At 49.3% G+C, this 18,010-nt stretch carries 13 protein-coding genes; 10 read left to right on the top strand and 3 right to left on the bottom strand.

Features of this window, described 5'->3' with window-relative positions:
• Positions 1-13: 13 nt before the first annotated feature.
• The 3 genes from carA to bamJ form a co-directional block, all read right to left on the bottom strand.
• Positions 14-1,186, bottom strand: a complete 1,173-nt coding sequence (gene carA / locus HR45_RS12690; RefSeq protein WP_156104072.1) for a glutamine-hydrolyzing carbamoyl-phosphate synthase small subunit — start codon at positions 1,184-1,186, stop codon at positions 14-16.
• Positions 1,187-1,342: 156 nt separating this feature from the next.
• Positions 1,343-2,158, bottom strand: a complete 816-nt coding sequence (gene dapB / locus HR45_RS12685; RefSeq protein WP_037443482.1) for a 4-hydroxy-tetrahydrodipicolinate reductase — start codon at positions 2,156-2,158, stop codon at positions 1,343-1,345.
• Positions 2,159-2,217: 59 nt separating this feature from the next.
• Positions 2,218-2,835: a BamJ family beta-barrel-assembly machinery protein gene (gene bamJ, locus HR45_RS12680; RefSeq protein ID WP_037443481.1), complete on the bottom strand. Its 618-nt coding sequence runs from the start codon at positions 2,833-2,835 to the stop codon at positions 2,218-2,220.
• A 373-nt stretch (positions 2,836-3,208) separates the two neighbouring features.
• On the opposite strand from bamJ, the gene HR45_RS19265 reads away from it, so the two are divergent.
• The 10 genes from HR45_RS19265 (at position 3,209) to HR45_RS12635 (ending at position 17,919) form a co-directional block, all read left to right on the top strand.
• Positions 3,209-3,409, top strand: a complete 201-nt coding sequence (locus HR45_RS19265; RefSeq protein WP_081933475.1) for a DUF1656 domain-containing protein — start codon at positions 3,209-3,211, stop codon at positions 3,407-3,409.
• A gap of 3 nt (positions 3,410-3,412) precedes the next feature.
• Complete coding sequence (locus HR45_RS12675) at positions 3,413-4,276, top strand: efflux RND transporter periplasmic adaptor subunit (protein WP_037443480.1); 864 nt, start codon at positions 3,413-3,415, stop codon at positions 4,274-4,276.
• A 3-nt stretch (positions 4,277-4,279) separates the two neighbouring features.
• The gene (locus HR45_RS12670; protein ID WP_037443478.1) at positions 4,280-6,334 is read left to right on the top strand and encodes an FUSC family protein; all 2,055 of its coding nucleotides are present in this window, start codon (positions 4,280-4,282) and stop codon (positions 6,332-6,334) included.
• 270 nt (positions 6,335-6,604) lie between these two features.
• A complete protein-coding gene (locus HR45_RS12665; protein WP_037443476.1) occupies positions 6,605-8,914 on the top strand; it encodes an FdhF/YdeP family oxidoreductase in 2,310 nt (769 codons plus the stop codon).
• A gap of 243 nt (positions 8,915-9,157) precedes the next feature.
• A complete protein-coding gene (locus HR45_RS12660) occupies positions 9,158-11,134 on the top strand; it encodes a M1 family metallopeptidase (RefSeq protein WP_037443474.1) in 1,977 nt (658 codons plus the stop codon).
• Positions 11,135-11,244: 110 nt separating this feature from the next.
• Positions 11,245-11,940 carry a hypothetical protein gene (locus HR45_RS12655; RefSeq protein ID WP_037443472.1) on the top strand — a complete coding sequence of 232 codons (696 nt, stop codon included), beginning with the start codon at positions 11,245-11,247 and terminating at the stop codon, positions 11,938-11,940.
• Positions 11,941-12,042: 102 nt separating this feature from the next.
• Positions 12,043-12,864 (top strand): type 2 periplasmic-binding domain-containing protein, encoded by an 822-nt coding sequence (locus HR45_RS12650; protein WP_081933474.1) that lies wholly within the window; start codon positions 12,043-12,045, stop codon positions 12,862-12,864.
• Between the two features lie 112 nt (positions 12,865-12,976).
• Entirely contained in the window at positions 12,977-14,407 is a 1,431-nt protein-coding gene (locus tag HR45_RS12645) for an ATP-binding cassette domain-containing protein (RefSeq protein WP_037443462.1), read from the top strand.
• A 178-nt stretch (positions 14,408-14,585) separates the two neighbouring features.
• Positions 14,586-15,044, top strand: a complete 459-nt coding sequence (locus HR45_RS12640) for a DNA polymerase III subunit chi (RefSeq protein ID WP_037443460.1) — start codon at positions 14,586-14,588, stop codon at positions 15,042-15,044.
• 13 nt (positions 15,045-15,057) lie between these two features.
• Positions 15,058-17,919 (top strand): valine--tRNA ligase, encoded by a 2,862-nt coding sequence (locus HR45_RS12635; RefSeq protein WP_037443680.1) that lies wholly within the window; start codon positions 15,058-15,060, stop codon positions 17,917-17,919.
• Positions 17,920-18,010: the final 91 nt, after the last annotated feature.

Genomic DNA, 18,010 nt, shown 5'->3' with positions numbered 1-18,010 from the left:
CTTCTCCCGACTATTACTGCTTAGCTTGACGATAGGCTTCGATCAGTTCGATAAAATGCTCGAACAGTGGTGCACAATCGTGCGGACCAGGACTGGCTTCTGGGTGACCTTGGAAGCTAAAGGCCGCCTTATCTGTCAGGTGAATGCCCTGCAATGAGCCATCAAACAGTGACTTGTGAGTCACCTTCACGTTAGCCGGTAAACTGCTCTCGTCTGCGGCAAAACCATGGTTCTGACTGGTGATCATCACAGTGCCTTTCTCGATATCGCTCACTGGATGGTTGGCACCGTGGTGACCAAACTTCATCTTCAGGGTTTTAGCACCGGTAGAAAGCGCCAACAATTGGTGACCAAGACAGATACCAAATACAGGGATATCAGTGGCTAAAATCTCTTTAATTGCAGCGATAGCGTAATCACATGGCTCTGGGTCACCGGGGCCATTGGATAAGAAGATACCATCTGGATTCATCGCTAACACTTCGCTAGCAGGCGTCTTAGCTGGCACAACCGTGACATCGCAACCACGATCCACCAGCATGCGCAGAATATTACGTTTTACGCCGTAATCGTACGCAACCACTTTGTACTTCAGTTCTTCAGCAGGCTTAGCTTCTGGTAGGCCATTAACCAAATCCCAAGTACCGAAACGCCATTGATAGGCTTTATCTGTGGTGACTTCTTTCGCAAGATCCATGCCTTTAAGGCCAGGGAAAGCTTTCGCTTCCGCCAGCGCTTTTTCGACATTGTCTTCGCCGACCAAAATACAACCCGCTTGGGCGCCTTTCTCGCGCAAAATACGCGTCAGCTTACGAGTGTCAATGTCGGCGATGCCCACCACATTGTTAGCAACAAGGTATTCACTCAGCGATTGTTGTGAGCGGAAGTTGCTAGCAAGAATAGGCAGATCACGAATAATCAGACCACAGGCATGTACTGCTTCAGATTCAGTATCTTCACTGTTAGTACCAGTGTTGCCAATGTGAGGGTATGTTAGGGTAACGATTTGTCGAGAATAGGAAGGATCAGTGAGGATTTCTTGATAGCCAGTCATAGAAGTGTTAAAAACAACTTCTCCAACAGCTACGCCATCAGCACCAATAGCTGTTCCTTTAAAGACGGTTCCATCTTCGAGTACGAGTAAGGCAGACTTAGTCAACGCGACCTCCGTAAAGAGCCAAGTCATTAAAATTATTTATTTTTTACGTCTTTGTGCAGTTGTCTTCCGCGTTTTTACGAAATTTTGACAAATTCCAAGAATTATATAGGCAATTACCTACTTCGTCTAGACACTGCAAATCACTAATTCATAAAAAAACCGCCAATGGCGGTTTTTTTTAAACTATAACGGTTTCAATCCTAACACCTGCTGCATATCGTAAATGCCAGGTTTCTGATCGAGTAACCAAATGGCGGCTCGCATCGCCCCATTGGCAAAGGTCATACGACTCGATGCTTTGTGGGTGATCTCTAACCTTTCACCAATATCAGCAAACATAGCGGTGTGTTCACCCACTAAGTCGCCCGCTCGAATGGTGGCAAAACCAATGGTGTCACGCTCACGTTCGCCGGTAATGCCTTCACGTCCATAAACAGCGACTTTTTCTAAATCGCGTCCCAGCGTTTCAGCAATCACTTCGCCCATTTTCAGTGCGGTACCCGATGGTGCATCTTTCTTATAGCGGTGATGCCCTTCGATGATTTCGATATCGGTATAGCTGCCCATCACCTCAGCGGCAACTTCGAGCAACTTCCACATCAGGTTGACGCCAACCGACATGTTAGGCGCAAACACCACTGGCAAGCTTTCAGCGAACGCTTCAAGTTGTGCTTTTTGTGAGGAATTGAAGCCTGTCGTACCAACAACCATTGGCTTCTCATGACGGTTACACCAGTCAAGATTCGCCAAAGTTCCTTCCGGGCTGGTGAAGTCAATCAGTACATCAAAATCATCAGCAACGCTGTCTAAGTTATCGGTGACTGTCACCGCCAACTTACCCAAACCTGCCAATTCGCCCGCATCCACACCTATAAGTGAAGAACCACTACGTTCGATAGCCGCACCCAGTGCTAGTTGTTCAAACTGAGTCGTTGCTTCAATGAGGGTACGGCCCATACGGCCACCACTACCAGCAACGGCTATTCTGATTGCACTCATTCTTCATTATCCTCCAAGGCAAAAAAATCGCCTGAGTAACGACTCAAGCGATTTTGTCATCAGATGATATCTAACAACTCGACTTCAAACACCAGCGCAGAATACGGTGGAATCGCCGCGCCTGCGCCACGCTCACCATATGCCAAATGGTGTGGTACAAACAGACGATATTTAGAACCCACTGGCATCAGTTGCAATGCTTCAGTCCAACCTGCGATAACACCAGAAACTGGGAATTCAGCTGGTTGACCACGAGTCACTGAGCTGTCAAATACGTTACCGTCAATGAAAGTACCGTGGTAATGAGTACGCACTGTAGATTCATAGCTAGGCTTTTCACCAGTACCTTCAGTAATCACTTCGTATTGCAGACCTGAATCAGTGACTACAACACCATCGCGCTTAGCGTTTTCTTCAAGGAAGGTATTACCAGCGGCAGCAGCGGCTTCAGCAGCAGCTTCTTGCGCTTGTTTGATACGAGTGCTGATTTCGCTGAATGCGGCATGCAGTGTTTCCATGGCAACTGCACTTTCTTTACCTTCAAAGGCATCGGCTAAACCGGCTTGTACCGATGGGATATCCAGACCTTCAAAAGAGTTAGCAGCCAGTTGTTCGCCCAACTGACGACCTACGCCGTAGCTAGCTTGCTGTTCAACAGTAGTGAACTTATCAGACATAATCAGTTTACTCTCGGTTTGTTTTAATCAAATTTCAGCCGCGAAGTGTACCATGATTGTCACTGTGATGTTGCGCTATTTTTAGTTCTATAATGATTGCGTCAGCACACTTATCGTGCCAGTAACAGCAAGCGCATATTAGCCAGTGTTTTGTAAGCCAAAATTGACAGCAACAACTGATTAACGAATTTGCAGCAGTTGCTATTGAGAGGGGCAAGTAGGATCATGATTTACATCACACTTTTTATTCTTCTTCCGTCAGCTTGGCGCACTCAATAGCGAGCGATGGCAAGATAATTCACATGTTATCCGGCATGTCCTTCCTGCTTAGACAAACGCTGGTTCAGTTAACCCTAATAGGTCGAGTATTCATATGTTGGAAGAAATATCTTTTGGGGGATTGTTGTTTAGCCCGTTGGTGCTATACGCCCCTCTGGCATTTGTGTTGTCCTTTGTCACAAGACAAGTGCTTTATCGTAGCGGACTGTATCAGCAGATTTGGAAAGCTGCTTGGTTCGAAGTTGGTCTATATATCTGCTATCTCGCGTTAGTAGTAAACACCTTAGGAAATTAATTCATGGCAGCACAAATTACTCGTATTGCCATCACGCTATTAGTGGTGCTTGTCGCGATCTTCTGTGGTCGCTGGATATGGGATCATTACCTGTATTCACCTTGGACGCGTGATGGTCGTATTCGCGCCAATATCATCACCATTGCGCCTGATGTGTCTGGCTGGGTGAAGCAACTTAGTGTGGCCGACAACGCTCAAGTCAAAAAAGGTGAATTGCTGTTTTCAGTCGACGCTACCCGTTCCCAAGCGGCGCTGGAAGAATTACAAGCGCAACTCAAAAACCGCAAAATTGCATGGGACTTAGCAAACCATCGCTACGAACGCCGTAAAAAACTCACCAATACCGAGCTTATCAGTGATGAGGATTTAGAAACTGCACGCCTCAACACGGAATCGGCGAAAGCGGATTATGAGCTGATAGAAGCAGAGCTGAATACCGCCAAAATTAACTTGGAGCGTGCCAAAATATTTGCCCCTGAAGACGGTAACATTATCAACTTAAGCCTGCGCCAAGGTAACTATGTACACCAAGGCACCGCGGTGCTATCGCTGGTACAACAAGATTCGTTTTACGTTACCGGTTATTTTGAAGAAACCAAGTTGCCACTGATTCATGTCGGCCAGAAAGCCAAAATCAGCTTGATGAGCGGCAACGATAAACTCAGCGGCACAGTGGTAAGTATTGGCAAAGCCATTGCAGATACCAATACCTCAAGTAATGGCCAGTTGCTGCCACAAGTTCAGCAAACCTTTAACTGGGTGCGTTTAGCACAGCGTATTCCGGTGGATATCAAACTCGATCCGCTTCCCGATGGTGTCAGTATCAGTGCCGGGATGACAGTATCGATCCATCTGCAGCAGAAATAATTTATGCAGTTATCCCCGGTTCAAGCGGTATTTCTTACCCCAGATAAACGCAGCGTTATTTACGCCACCAAAGGTGTAATTTCGATGGCGATTAGTTTATTTGTGGCGATGTACCTCAATCTCGACCGCCCCTATTGGGCATTGATTTCGGCAGTATTTTTACAAATACGCCCAGAAAGCGGTCTGGTGATTGAAAAAGCGCTGTGCCAAATCTTCGGCACCTTAATTGGTGGCGCGGTGGGGATTCTGATCCTTGAAGCTTTTATTCCCTATCCCGAATTAGCCATCGCTTCGTTAGCCCTGTGGCTCGGCATTAACTCGGCGGCATCAGCAATGATGCGCTCAACCAACTTTATTTATGCCTTTGCCATGGCGGGGATAACCGCCTGCATTATTGTGCTGCTGGTAATGGTGAATCCAAGCACAGCGAACTCGCAATCTATCTTTGCCATTGCGCAGTCGCGGGTAAGTGAAATAGTGGTCGGGGCAATCTGCGCCGCACTGGTCAGCCAACTATTATGGCCGGTAAGTGTCGCTAAAGTGCTGCAACAACAAGCGCGCAGCGTGGTTAATCAGACCTTAGATTATCTGGCGGCCGAGCTCGCCAAAGACAGCTCACATGAACAACGCCATCAACATATCGACACAATTTTAGAATCACTCACCGCCTTAACAGACGACTCAAGTGCCGTAGTTTATGAAGGACCATTAGGCCCAGGCAAAGGGCGGGCTGCCAATCTATTGTGCAATAAAGTGATGTCGTTGCTCGCGGTGATACAGGTCTTTGGCCGTTTGCAACGTAATCATCCTGAGCAGATAACGCCAAAGCTGAATCAGCTGTTAGAGGCACTCAGTAGCGACTTCTCGCGTATGTCAGCATCGCAGGATTTTGACGAGTGTTATCAGATAGCTAAAGCCCAACGTAGCCGCTTTTTGCAGCTGCGTAACAATAATGCCAGTGACATTCCGCTGGAATCACGTTTGCTGAAAGTCGCATCTGAGCTCATTTCCGATTTAATGGTGGTGATGAAGGCCTATGATGCCTTGATCAACAGCAGTAACGTACGCCTCAACGCACCGGCGTTAGTGCCACACAGAGACCCGTTAGTCGGACTTACCACTGGTTTTCGCACCACCGTCATGTTTCTTATCGGTGCAGGCATTTGGATAGGTACCGGCTCTGCCTCAGCCTTGATGATTATGATCCTGCCAGTGATTTTCTCGATAATGATGGCGCGTTTGCCCATGGTTATCTTAATGATGGTGTTGAAGCGCCTGTTACTTGGCGTGGTCATTTCTACGCCGCTGGCGATATTTTTCGCGCTGAATCTGCTGGCACAAAGCAGTGGTGACTTTGAGTTGTTGGCAATGATCCTTGCAGGCCCATTTTTTGTTGGTCTGTTAGGACTCGCTAACCGCCCTACACTTCCCTACGGGCTGGGGCTGTGTATTCCGTTCGTAATATTGGTACAACCAGCAAATGATATGTCGCGCTCATTTGCGATTAATTACACTGTCAGTAATGCCCTCGCGATTGCCGTCGGCGTCATCATTCTGATCTGTCTGTTCAAGATGATTACTGGTCCAAGCTCGGCCATGATGCAACGCTTCTTAATCAAGGCAACGGTGAAAGACCTACGACAGTTACATCAACACCATAATCCTGAAGATTGGTTTAACGCACGGATGGGGGACCGTTTACTGCGCTTAGCCAATGCCGATAAAGGTGCCCCAGCTGCAGGCAGAAGGATGACAGATTTAGGCCTCACTGGGCTCAATCTCGGCCACGTATCTGCACGTTTACAACGCCTGATTCAAAGTCTGAGCGATAACGATATCTCGCCGTTGCTGCTGGTATGGCAAAACGCACTAGCGGATGCTTATCTGGCTGCCAGCCGCGGTTATACTTCCAGCAGTTTCGTGAATGCCAGTAATGCCTTGATGTTGGAGTTGCGTGACACCGACATTCCAGCGCAACAACAACATGTCATTGAAGGGATGTTTGAACGTATCGCCATGACCTTCAATCGCACCGCCTGCGATTTTCGTCAGTCTTAAGCCGTGATCAATGCCACCATTTGCGCAGTGCGTAGATGGCGACAGACTGATACCACTAACAGCCTGTATTTATTTATATAAAACTTGGAAAACTAATCTATAACAAATTGTTATTTATTGAGTTTTTATCAGCAAACCATTGGCTATCACTTGCCCCAACCAATGCATCAGCGTAAATTATCCCATATGTGACCTAAATCTCATTTTTGGCAATACAACTGCGAAGGACTCTCTGCAGCCCGTGTGGTTTGCCACGGAGCATCACCCAATATGAGCTATAAAGAATACGACAATGCTGCTGGCGGCTGGGGCGCACTTAAAGCGACCACCGAGCACCTGTTAAAAAGCAATAATGTCGCGAAGAATCTGCTTAACCTACTACGGACCAACCAAGATCACGGGTTCGACTGCCCCGGCTGCGCTTGGGGAGAGAAAGGTGTTCCCGGCCGTTTCCGCTTCTGTGAAAATGGCGCCAAGGCGGTCAACTGGGAAGCGACCAGCAAACGAGTTGATCGCCAGTTCTTTGCTGAGCACAGCGTCAGCTATTTGAATCAACAAACTGATTACTGGCTGGAATATCAGGGCCGCTTAAGTGAACCTGTGAAATATAATCCGGCAAACGATCACTATGAACCGATCAGCTGGCAAGACGCATTTTCGTTTATCGCCGACAAACTCAATGCGCTGGACACTCCCAATCAAGCCGAGTTTTACACCTCCGGCCGTGCCAGTAATGAAGCCGCATTTCTTTATCAATTGTTTGTGCGCCGCTTTGGCACCAATAATTTCCCAGACTGTTCTAACATGTGCCACGAGGCCACCAGCGTTGCTTTGGCTGAAGCGATAGGCATAGGCAAAGGCACCACTCGCATTGAAGACTTTGAAGAAGCGGATGCCATTTTCCTGTTTGGGCAGAATCCCGGTACTAACCACCCACGTATGCTAGAAACCCTTGCCGCAGCCTATAAACGCGGCGCACGCATTGTCGCCCTTAATAACCTTAAAGAGCGTGGGCTGGAGCGTTTTACCAATCCGCAAGATCCGTTAGAAATGTTGAAAAACGGCTCATCGCCAACCACCAGCGATTACTATATGCCAAAGCTGGGCGGTGATATGGCGCTGGTACGCGGCATGGTCAAAGCCTTGTATAAACGTCATCGCCAAGCGGTGGAGCAGGGTAGTGCTGTGTTTGACATGGCGTTTCTCGAACAACACACCGACGGTATGGCGCAGTATCTGGCGCAAGTGGATGCCACCAGCTGGACCGAAATCACCCGTCAATCGGGACTGCGCCGCACCGACATCGAAGCACTGGCAGACATCTACCAAAAAGCCGACAAAGTGATTGTCACTTGGGCGATGGGCATCACTCAGCATAAACACTCAGTTGATACCATTCACGAATTGGTAAATCTGCAATTGCTGGGCGGCAATATTGGTAAGCCGGGCGCGGGATTGTGTCCAGTAAGGGGTCACTCCAATGTTCAAGGTGATCGCACCATGGGCATTAACGAACGCCCTGCCGCGGCATTTTTAGATAATCTCGAGCGGGTCTTCGGTTTTGTGCCACCAAGAGCGCATGGCCACAACGTGGTAGAAGCGCTACAAGCACTACAGCGTGGTGACAGCAAAATCTTCATCGGTCTTGGCGGCAACTTGGTGGCAGCAGCGCCTGATACCGCTAAAGTGGCGCAAGCGATGCGTAATGCTGAACTGACGGTTAATATCGCCACTAAGCTCAATCGCACTCATGTTAATCCCGGCAAAGACGCCATTATTCTGCCCTGTCTTGGCCGCACCGATATCGACATTCAAGCCTCAGGACCACAAAAAATCACGGTCGAAGATTCCTTCTCTATGGTGCACGCCTCCTCCGGTCGCATCGATATGCGCGGTGAGCAGATGCGCTCAGAAGTCGCCATTATTGCCGGCCTTGCCGCCGCAACACTGGGCGCGAGAACCCCAGTCGACTGGCGCGCAATGAGCGATAACTATGACCGCATTCGTGATCTGATTGAACGAACAATTCCCGGTTTTGATGGCTTTAATCAACGTTTAGACGCTCCCGGTGGTTTCTATCTCGGCAACAGCGCCCGCGAATTACACTGGAAAACTGCCAGCGCTAAAGCACAATTCTTTAGCCACGAATTACCGCAACGCATAGTACCGGTCGAACAGCCCGACGAACCGAATGTGTTTTTGATGCAAACCATGCGTTCGCATGATCAATACAACACCACTATCTATGGTTACGATGACCGTTATCGCAGTGTGTTTGGTGAACGTAATGTGGTGTTTTTCAATGAAGCCGATATGCAGCGTCTGGGGCTGACCACGGGTGATTTAGTGGATATTGAATCCTATTGGCACGACGGCAGTGTGCGTAAGATTACAGGGTTTAAAGTTATCCCCCATGAAATAGCGCAAAGCAATGTAGCCGCCTATTTCCCCGAAGCTAATGCGCTGATCCCACTCGAAAGTGTCGGTGACCGCAGCTTTACCCCCACCTCAAAATCGATTTTGGTACGGGTCAACAGAAGTCAGCAACAAGCTCCGCTTGTCAGCAGTAAATCAGCTTAACCCCTTATCCAACAGAGTGAATGACTACAGCCGCTATGTTTACTTATGCCATAGCGGCTGTTTTCTCTGGTAGCAGGTACACATTTTTTGTAACAATTAAGCGAAGCTTAAAATGCCCCTCAACCGCAATTTTGGCCTCGTCTCACATGACAGCAATTGTTATGGTAGTGGCCTACTCAGATTTTCTTGAAGCCCCCGCTTATTCAAGCGAACGACGTGATAAAAAAAATAAAAGGAAGTGTTATGTCCCATTGGCCTAAAACGGCGGCCCAACTAATGGCTGGCGGCTCAGCCTTGTTGTTGATCTCCTCCAGCTTCGCGGCTGAATCCAACTATGACCCTCGTGACCTGTTTGCACCGCTGTCGATGCCGACGCCAGCCAATGCTTATCGCAATGGCGCTGGTAAGCCAGGTGAACTCTATTGGCAAAACCGAGTAGATTATAATCTGCATGCCAACATAGATACCGCCAAGCAACAACTTCACGGTGAAGAGCTGATCACCTATACCAACAACAGCCCAGACAAACTGGAGCAACTGTGGTTGCAACTCGATCAAAACATCTATCGCAAAGATTCGCGCAGCAGCACCGCATCGCAGTGGCACCGCACTCAATTTACCGACGGGTATAAGATCGACTCCATTGAAGTGATTGCCGGTGGAAAAAGCTATACCGCTGATACCTTAGTGGACGACACCCGTATGCGTATCGCGCTGCAAAATCCGTTAGCAGCAGATGGCGGCAAATTACAGCTGAAGATCAGCTACAGCTATGAAATCCCCGGCACGTGGGGCGGACGCACTGCCGTTACCCCGACCGCAAACAGCAAGATCTTTGAAATCGCCCAGTGGTACCCACGCATGGCGGTGTATGACGATCAACACGGCTGGCACAACAATCCCTACGTTGGCTCCGAATTCTATCTGGAATACGGCACGATCGATTACACGGTTACCGTCCCCGCTAACTACTATGTTGTCGGTTCCGGTGAGCTAATCAACCCTAAAGAAGCGTTGAGCAAAACCGAGCAAAAACGTCTGGCACAAGCACAGCAAAGTGACAAAACCGTGTATATCCGTACGGCTACCGATGCTCAAGCGGCGGTTGCTAACAGCACCAGTGAAACCCGCGACTGGCATTTCCGCATGGAACACACTCGTGACGTCGCATTTGCCGCATCAGCGGATTTTATTATCGATGCAGCACGAATCAATCTGCCCAACGGTAAAAGCTCGCTGGCAATGTCAGCTTATCCGCCAGAAGCCGCTGGCGCGAATAAGTGGGATCGTTCAACAGAATATGTCAAAGGCAGCATCGAGCACTTTAGCCAATGGTATCCATATCCTTGGCCTGCGGCCGTCAACCTTGGCGGTCACGGCGCGGGTATGGAATATCCGGGCATTGTGTTCGACGGTATGAAAGACAAAGACGACAAGCTGTTTTGGATCACCGCTCACGAACTGGGCCACACTTGGTTCCCGATGATTGTTGGCTCTGATGAACGTCGGCACGCATTTATGGATGAAGGCTTTAACACCTTTATCGACGTTTACGCCTCTGATGCCTTCAATAACGGCGAATTTGCACCAAAACGCGATGGCGAATACGCGCCCAAAGGTGGTAATCCGGTGGATGAAATTCTGCCCGTGCTGGCAGATCCTGAAGCACCATCGCTGATGATGCCCGCCGAAGCAGTGGCAGAGAAATACCGTCACTCCACCGCTTACTTTAAGGCGGCACTGGGCTTGGTATTATTGCGCGAACAGATCCTAGGACCAGATCGTTTTGACCCAGCATTTAAAGCCTATATCAAAACCTGGGCCTATAAACATCCATCTCCGTCTGACTTCTTCCGCTTTATGGAAAGTGCCGCAGGTGAAGATCTTGCTTGGTGGTGGCGCGGTTGGTATCTGAACAACTGGCAACTGGATATGGCCGTGACTGGCATTAACCAAGTTGACACCAAGTGGGCCAAAGGCACAGAGATCCATTTCGCCAGCAAACAAAAATTGGTGATGCCAGCCAAACTGCGTTTACAGTTTGAAGATGGCACCAGCCAAGATATGCAGCTGCCGATTGAAACTTGGATGAATCGCTTTGCGCCAAGCATTGTGTTGCAGCTAGATAAGCCGCTGAAAAGCGTCACCCTAGATCCTGAGCACAAACTGCCTGATGCTGATCGCAGCAACAACACCTTTACGCTGCAAAAGACAAAATAAATCCAGCGTAAGCGTTAAACAATAAAGCCCCATGCTTTCCTAAAACTGGGGCTTTATCTTTATTTATCAATGAGACATCATAACTAAGACACATGTTAAGCGACCGAGTTATGACGCCTGATTACCCATCTTACTCACAGGAAGAGTTGCACCAAGTCAAGCGGACCATTGACGCTGTGGCCTACCCCGAACGCTACCAACAACTTATCGATGAGATAGCCAAGCGGGAAACGGCATTGGCACACACACCAGCGCCATCACTCAAACCGATGGGCGTTGGAGCATATGCCGTCGGTGCATGCGGCTTTTTCCCGTTTTTAGGCATTCCATTCGCCATTATTGCGTTGATTTGGGGGCTTAGCAGCAAACGCGAAGGCGGAAAAACCTTAGCCTTTGTCGGCGCAGCTGGCATTTTCACGATATTGATGATGAGTCTGACCCTCTATCTGCAACAACAGCGTATCGCCCATCCAGCTGACGATGACATGACCCTGCAAGCCATCCATCAGGCGCAGCAAAGTCCCATCACCAGACAGATTGATGAAGTCGCTCGTTTGCTAGAGCTGTACCATTACCGCCAAGGTGAATACCCCTTATCACTTGAGCAACTAAAACAGGCGTTTCCGGAAAACCATATCTCAGTGATGGACGACTCAAAGCCGCTAAAATATACGGCGGCCCCCTTTGTTTACCAACGACTCGATGATGGCTATCAACTGCTCGGCGTCGGCCCAGACGGTATCGCCAACACTCAAGATGATGTGATTCCACAGGCTGCAATCGCCAAAGGCTGGCGTAAACGGTGAAAAATTAACAGAATAACCACACTTTTTGTAAACCTTAATGTTTTTCGCTCGGCTCTCTACTTATAATTAGCGGATCTGTTTTAAGCCTTTGCATTATTGTTCATGTTCCAACCTTCTAGGTTTTGCCGTTCGTTACTCACAGCCTTGTTATCTCTTGGTTTGGTAAACCTCTCTTTTGCCAGCGATACCGAGCTCAAGCTGATTGCACCTGAATTTACCGGACTTATCACTGAGGCTGGCGATGGGCCATATCAGAAAATAATGCAACAGGTCGCCCTACGTGCTGGCATCAAATATCAAGAACGGGTATATCCACAAAAACGTGCTTACATGAGTTTTCTCAAGCAGCAAGACAGCTGTATCTACTCCTTTACCGAACCTGCCAGCGAAAGGCTTGGGCAACAACAGATCATCGTCTCAGCGCCACTTAATACCTTCAGCATGTATCTGTTTACCGCCAAAGACTCAGCGCCAATTCAACAGCTCACGCAAGTTGCGCCAACCGCAAATGTGCTCGGCGTGCTCGGCTATGATGTTTGGTACCAGCGCGCGGGGCTCCCTCAGGCTGGCATTCAACTGGCTTACACCAGCAGCGATGAACATGCGGTGGGCATGGTGAACTTAGGCCGAGCGGATATGATGGTAAGTTTTATGCCCGATATGCGTAAATTCGCTGATCAAGTCAGCTACGATGCGGCATATCCGTTGTTAATCTCCTATGACGGTATTACCTGCCATAACACAGAAGCGAACGCTGCGTTACTAAAGGTGATTTCGCCAGTACTCGGTCAGATGCGGCGAGACGGCACGCTGGCGCAATTGCTGGGTGAAAGTTATCTGCCTTGGCAGCATCAAGCCTTTAAAAAATGGCAGCAGCAATATACCGCTGAGATGCCAGAATCAAGCGAACTCGACAGCGATTGATAGTCAAATTTCCCTGCATCCAGTTAGCGGCAAAACAAATAACTGGCTAGTAATCCCCAGTTATTTGTTGCAGTATTATTCGCCTCTTTAGTTGTAAGCTGTTGTTCGTCAAATGCATATTGAAAACCTCAAATACCAAACCGCTTCCACTGCGTTATTTATTGATGATTGGCAACTGAACGCCGATGAACACTGGGGCGTTTTTGCCAGCCATGGCCAAGCGGCCGAGTTGCTAGTTGGCATTCTGACGGGAGAACTGAGCGCCCGCAAAGGTCATATTGACGACATGCCAGAAAAAGTCGCCTGCGTTTCTCTACACCAACAACAAAAATTGCTGGATGAGCAGATTGCAGAAGATGAAAGCGAAGCGCAAGCTGGCGACAGTGTCACGGCATTACTGCTCGCCGAAGGTATTGATGAAACAACACTGGCAAGCTTGTTGGATAAAACCGATTTAGTGCATCTTAAAGATCGTGGCTTTCGCATGTTATCTACAGGTGAAACACGTCGTTTAATGCTCGCCAAAGCATTGGCACAACAACCAGAATTGTTGATCCTCGACGAACCATATGCTGGCTTAGACGTGGCTCACCGCGTCGCGCTTACCAAACTGTTGCAATCATTATTGCCAACAACGCAGCTGATTATTCTCACGTCTCGCGAAGACGAATTGCCCGAATTTATCAGTAATATCGCGCTGTTTGACGAGCAAAAGCTGACGCAAACCATGCGCCGCGATGAATGGCACAACCACCCACTGCTGGCCCAAATGCAGGCACTATCCGCCGAGAAAAGTGAACGCATACTGTCACTGCTGAAGCAGCAAAACGACAACGAATATCCCGATCCTCGGGTGGAATTACGTAATGTGCGCGTAGCCTACACCGACACGCTGATATTCGACGATGTGAACTGGACTATTCGCGCGGATGAGCACTGGCAACTTCGCGGCCCCAATGGCGCCGGTAAAAGTACCCTGCTCGGTCTAATCCTCGGCGATCATCCGCAGTGCTACAGCAATGACATCACCATTCTTGGCGTCAAACGTGGCAGCGGCGAAAGTATCTGGGAGATTAAAAAGAACATTGGCGTGGTGTCATCGTCACTGCACCTGCAATATCGGGTGAACTGTAGCGCGCTGGAAGTGTTGCTATCCGGCTTTTTTGACTCGATTGGGCTTTATCAAAAGCCGTCGCTGGCGCAAATTGAGCAAGCCAAAACTTGGCTGACCATGTTGGAGATGCAAGCGTTTGAGAAAACCGGTTTCCGCTCACTAGATTACGGCCAACAGCGTTTGTTATTGGTCGCACGCGCGCTTATCAAACAACCAGCACTGCTGATTTTGGATGAGCCTTATCAAGGGCTGGATTATCTCAACCGCAAGTTGGTGTTCCATGCGCTGAATCGCATCGCCAGCAGTAATATCACTCAGTTGCTGTATGTGACGCACCACCATGAAGATTCGCTCGACGCTATTCATCACTTCGCCGATTTTGTGCCAAGCGAGAATGGCGGTCATAAACTGCAGTTGAGCCACGCCTAACGGGGCTATTTGCCACCAATGCGCTGAAGTTTTCAGTCGTGATGCCTTCTAATTGGTAAAACGACTGAAAACTTCGCCCCAAAGCCAGCAGCGTTTAGCGCTATCTATTTAACCTGCCTGCGGCTTTAGTGTAGAATCCATCCTTCGCGAATCGATCCCAACAAGGCATGCCACGACAATGACCCAAGCACTGTTTTACTTGCTGCCCTCAACCGTTAACAACGAGGAACAGCCGCAGTTGCTTGCCTGCCAATTAGCGCAGTTACATTATTGTAGCGGCCAGTGGATCTACATTCATTGCGATGACCAATCGCAAGCTTATCAAGTAGATGAACTGCTGTGGCAGTTTGAACCGAGCGCCTTTGTGCCGCACAACCTTAAAGGTGAAGGCCCCGCAAAAGGTGCGCCGGTAGAGATAGGATTTGACCGTGTTGGCCCCAACTTGCGGCGGCCAATACTGATAAATCTGGCTAACGATATTCCGCCATTTGCCGGAAACTTCAGCCAGATCATCGATTTTGTTGCCGGTGATGACGCCCGTAAGGCGATTGCGCGCAACCGTTACCGCCAGTATCGCGACCAAGGCTTTACTTTGAGTACGCAAGATTTGGCAACACAACCCATTAATTTTGTTTGAGAAAACTGGTTCCATGGATAAAACATACAACCCGCAGTCGATTGAACAGGCACTCTATAAAGCCTGGGAAGAGAAAGGCTACTTCAAACCAAGTGGTGATAGCAGCAACGGCAACTACAGCATCATGATCCCGCCGCCAAACGTCACTGGCAGCCTGCACATGGGCCATGCGTTCCAAGACACCATCATGGACACGCTGATCCGTTACCAACGCATGAAAGGCAAAAATACCCTATGGCAAGTGGGTACTGACCACGCCGGTATTGCTACCCAAATGCTGGTTGAGCGTAAGCTGGAAGCCGAAGAAGGCAAAAGCCGCCACGACTTAGGCCGTGATGCGTTCATGGAAAAAGTGTGGGAATGGAAAAACCAATCTGGCGGCACCATCACCAAACAGTTGCGTCGTATGGGCGCTTCTGTGGATTGGGATCGCGAACGTTTCACCATGGATGAAGGTTTGTCAAAAGCGGTACAAGAAGTGTTTGTCCGTTTGTACAAAGACAACCTGATCTACCGCGGCAAACGTTTGGTGAACTGGGATCCAAAACTGCACACCGCGATTTCCGATCTGGAAGTTGAAAACAAAGAAAAACAAGGTTCTATGTGGCACTTCCGCTATCCACTGGCGGGCGATGCCCTAACAGCCGATGGCAAAGATTACTTGGTAGTTGCGACTACTCGTCCAGAAACCATGCTGGGTGATAGCGCCGTTGCAGTACATCCTGAAGATGAACGCTATGCATCCCTCATCGGCAAAGAGATCATTCTGCCGCTGGTAAATCGTCGCATTCCAGTTGTGGCTGACGAATACGTTGACCGTGAATTTGGTACCGGTTGTGTGAAAATCACCCCAGCGCACGACTTCAACGACTACGAAGTCGGTAAGCGCCACAGCCTGCCAATGTTCAACATCATGACCTTGAACGCTGACATTCGTGCCACCGCTGAAGTGTTGAACACCGACGGTAGCCAAAACACCGAATTGGACAACAGCCTGCCAAGCGAATACGCCGGCATGGAACGTTTCGCCGCGCGTAAAGCGATTGTTGAAGCGTTTGATGCGCTCGGCTTGCTCGAAAAAATCGAGCCACACAGTTTGAAAGTGCCTTACGGCGACCGCTCTGGCGTGGTTATCGAACCGCTGCTGACCGACCAATGGTATGTAGCGGTGAAATCTCTGGCAGAGCCAGCGATCAAAGCGGTTGAAGATGGCGACATCAAGTTCGTGCCACAACAGTACGAAAACATGTACTTCTCATGGATGCGCGACATTCAAGACTGGTGTATCTCACGTCAGCTGTGGTGGGGTCATCGCATTCCTGCATGGTACGACGATGCCGGTAACGTCTACGTTGGCCGTAACGAAGCGGAAGTCCGTAGCGAAAACAACCTGAGCGCCGATATCGCGCTGCGCCAAGACAACGACGTACTGGACACTTGGTTCAGCTCTGCATTGTGGACCTTCTCTACTTTGGGCTGGCCAGAAAACACCGAAGATCTGAAACTGTTCCACCCATCTGATGTGTTGGTCACCGGTTTCGATATCATCTTCTTCTGGGTCGCGCGCATGATCATGATGACCATGCACTTCATCAAAGATGAGAATGGCAAGTCACAAGTACCGTTCAAAACCGTGTACGTCACCGGTCTTATCCGTGACGAGCAAGGTAACAAGATGTCGAAATCTAAGGGCAACGTGCTTGACCCATTGGATATGATCGACGGTATCGACTTGGAATCACTGGTACAAAAACGTACCGGCAACATGATGCAGCCACAACTGGCCGCCAAAATCGAAAAGAGCACCCGCAAAGAGTTTGCTGAAGGCATTGAAGCCCATGGTACTGACGCGCTGCGCTTTACCTTGGCAGCGATGGCGTCAACTGGCCGCGACATCAACTGGGACATGAAACGTCTGGATGGTTACCGCAGTTTCTGTAACAAGTTATGGAACGCCTCGCGCTACGTGTTGATGAACACCGAAGAGCAAGATTGCGGGCAAGCGGGTGGCGAGATGACGCTGTCGCTGGCAGATCGCTGGATCATCAGCCTGTTCAACGAAACCGTGAAAACCTTTGATGACCACATCAATGCCTTCCGTTTCGACTTGGCCGCTAACACTCTGTACGAGTTCACTTGGAACCAATTCTGTGACTGGTACTTGGAGCTGACCAAGCCGGTATTGAACAGCGGCACTGAAGCCGAGCTGCGTGGTACTCGCCATACCTTGGTAACGGTACTGGAGCAACTGCTGCGCCTGATGCACCCACTGACTCCATATATCACCGAAACCATCTGGCATCGCGTGAAACCGCTGGCCGGTGTTGAAGGTGAAACCCTGATGTTGATGCCGTTCCCTGAGTATCAAGCAGATAAAGTTGATATCGAAGCGCAAGCGGATCTGGAATGGGTTAAACAAGTAATTGTCGCGGTACGTAACATTCGTGCAGAGCTGAACATCGCGCCATCTAAACCGCTGAACGCACTACTGAAAGATGTCAGCGAAAAAGACGCAGCCCGTTTGAACGCTAACCGCACTTTCTTAGCGTCACTGGCGAAGCTGGAAAGCATCACTGTATTGGCCGAAGGCGAAGCAGCACCAATGTCGACCACCCAATTGGTGGGTGAAATGGAACTGCTGATCCCAATGGCTGGCTTGATTGACGTTGCCGCCGAAATGGCGCGTATCGACAAACAGCTGGAAAAACTGGCGCAAGAAGCTGGCCGTATCGAGAAGAAACTTTCGAACGAAGGCTTTGTTGCTAAAGCACCAGCAGACGTGATTGAAAAAGAACGCGCTAAGCTGGCGGACTACCAACGCGACCAAGAGAAGCTGACTGAACAGAAAGCAGAACTGGCGAAGCTGGAAGCCTAAGTTAAAAATTGCTTAGCAAACGCGCACAACGGCGACTTAATAGTCGCCGTTGTTATTTGTGCCAAAAGATAGTTAGTTAAACGTGATTGTT

This window comes from Shewanella mangrovi, from assembly GCF_000753795.1.
In the GTDB taxonomy this organism is placed as follows: domain Bacteria; phylum Pseudomonadota; class Gammaproteobacteria; order Enterobacterales; family Shewanellaceae; genus Shewanella; species Shewanella mangrovi.
Note: the sequence above shows the minus strand (reverse complement) of the source record. Positions and strands in the feature narration are given on the sequence as shown.

Coding starts and splice junctions, on each gene's coding strand:
- carA (WP_156104072.1), bottom strand. CDS start 1,186: ATGACTTGGCTCTTTACGGAGGTCGCGTTGACTAAGTCTGCCTTACTC.
- dapB (WP_037443482.1), bottom strand. CDS start 2,158: ATGAGTGCAATCAGAATAGCCGTTGCTGGTAGTGGTGGCCGTATGGGC.
- bamJ (WP_037443481.1), bottom strand. CDS start 2,835: ATGTCTGATAAGTTCACTACTGTTGAACAGCAAGCTAGCTACGGCGTA.
- HR45_RS19265 (WP_081933475.1), top strand. CDS start 3,209: ATGTTGGAAGAAATATCTTTTGGGGGATTGTTGTTTAGCCCGTTGGTG.
- HR45_RS12675 (WP_037443480.1), top strand. CDS start 3,413: ATGGCAGCACAAATTACTCGTATTGCCATCACGCTATTAGTGGTGCTT.
- HR45_RS12670 (WP_037443478.1), top strand. CDS start 4,280: ATGCAGTTATCCCCGGTTCAAGCGGTATTTCTTACCCCAGATAAACGC.
- HR45_RS12665 (WP_037443476.1), top strand. CDS start 6,605: ATGAGCTATAAAGAATACGACAATGCTGCTGGCGGCTGGGGCGCACTT.
- HR45_RS12660 (WP_037443474.1), top strand. CDS start 9,158: ATGTCCCATTGGCCTAAAACGGCGGCCCAACTAATGGCTGGCGGCTCA.
- HR45_RS12655 (WP_037443472.1), top strand. CDS start 11,245: ATGACGCCTGATTACCCATCTTACTCACAGGAAGAGTTGCACCAAGTC.
- HR45_RS12650 (WP_081933474.1), top strand. CDS start 12,043: ATGTTCCAACCTTCTAGGTTTTGCCGTTCGTTACTCACAGCCTTGTTA.
- HR45_RS12645 (WP_037443462.1), top strand. CDS start 12,977: ATGCATATTGAAAACCTCAAATACCAAACCGCTTCCACTGCGTTATTT.
- HR45_RS12640 (WP_037443460.1), top strand. CDS start 14,586: ATGACCCAAGCACTGTTTTACTTGCTGCCCTCAACCGTTAACAACGAG.
- HR45_RS12635 (WP_037443680.1), top strand. CDS start 15,058: ATGGATAAAACATACAACCCGCAGTCGATTGAACAGGCACTCTATAAA.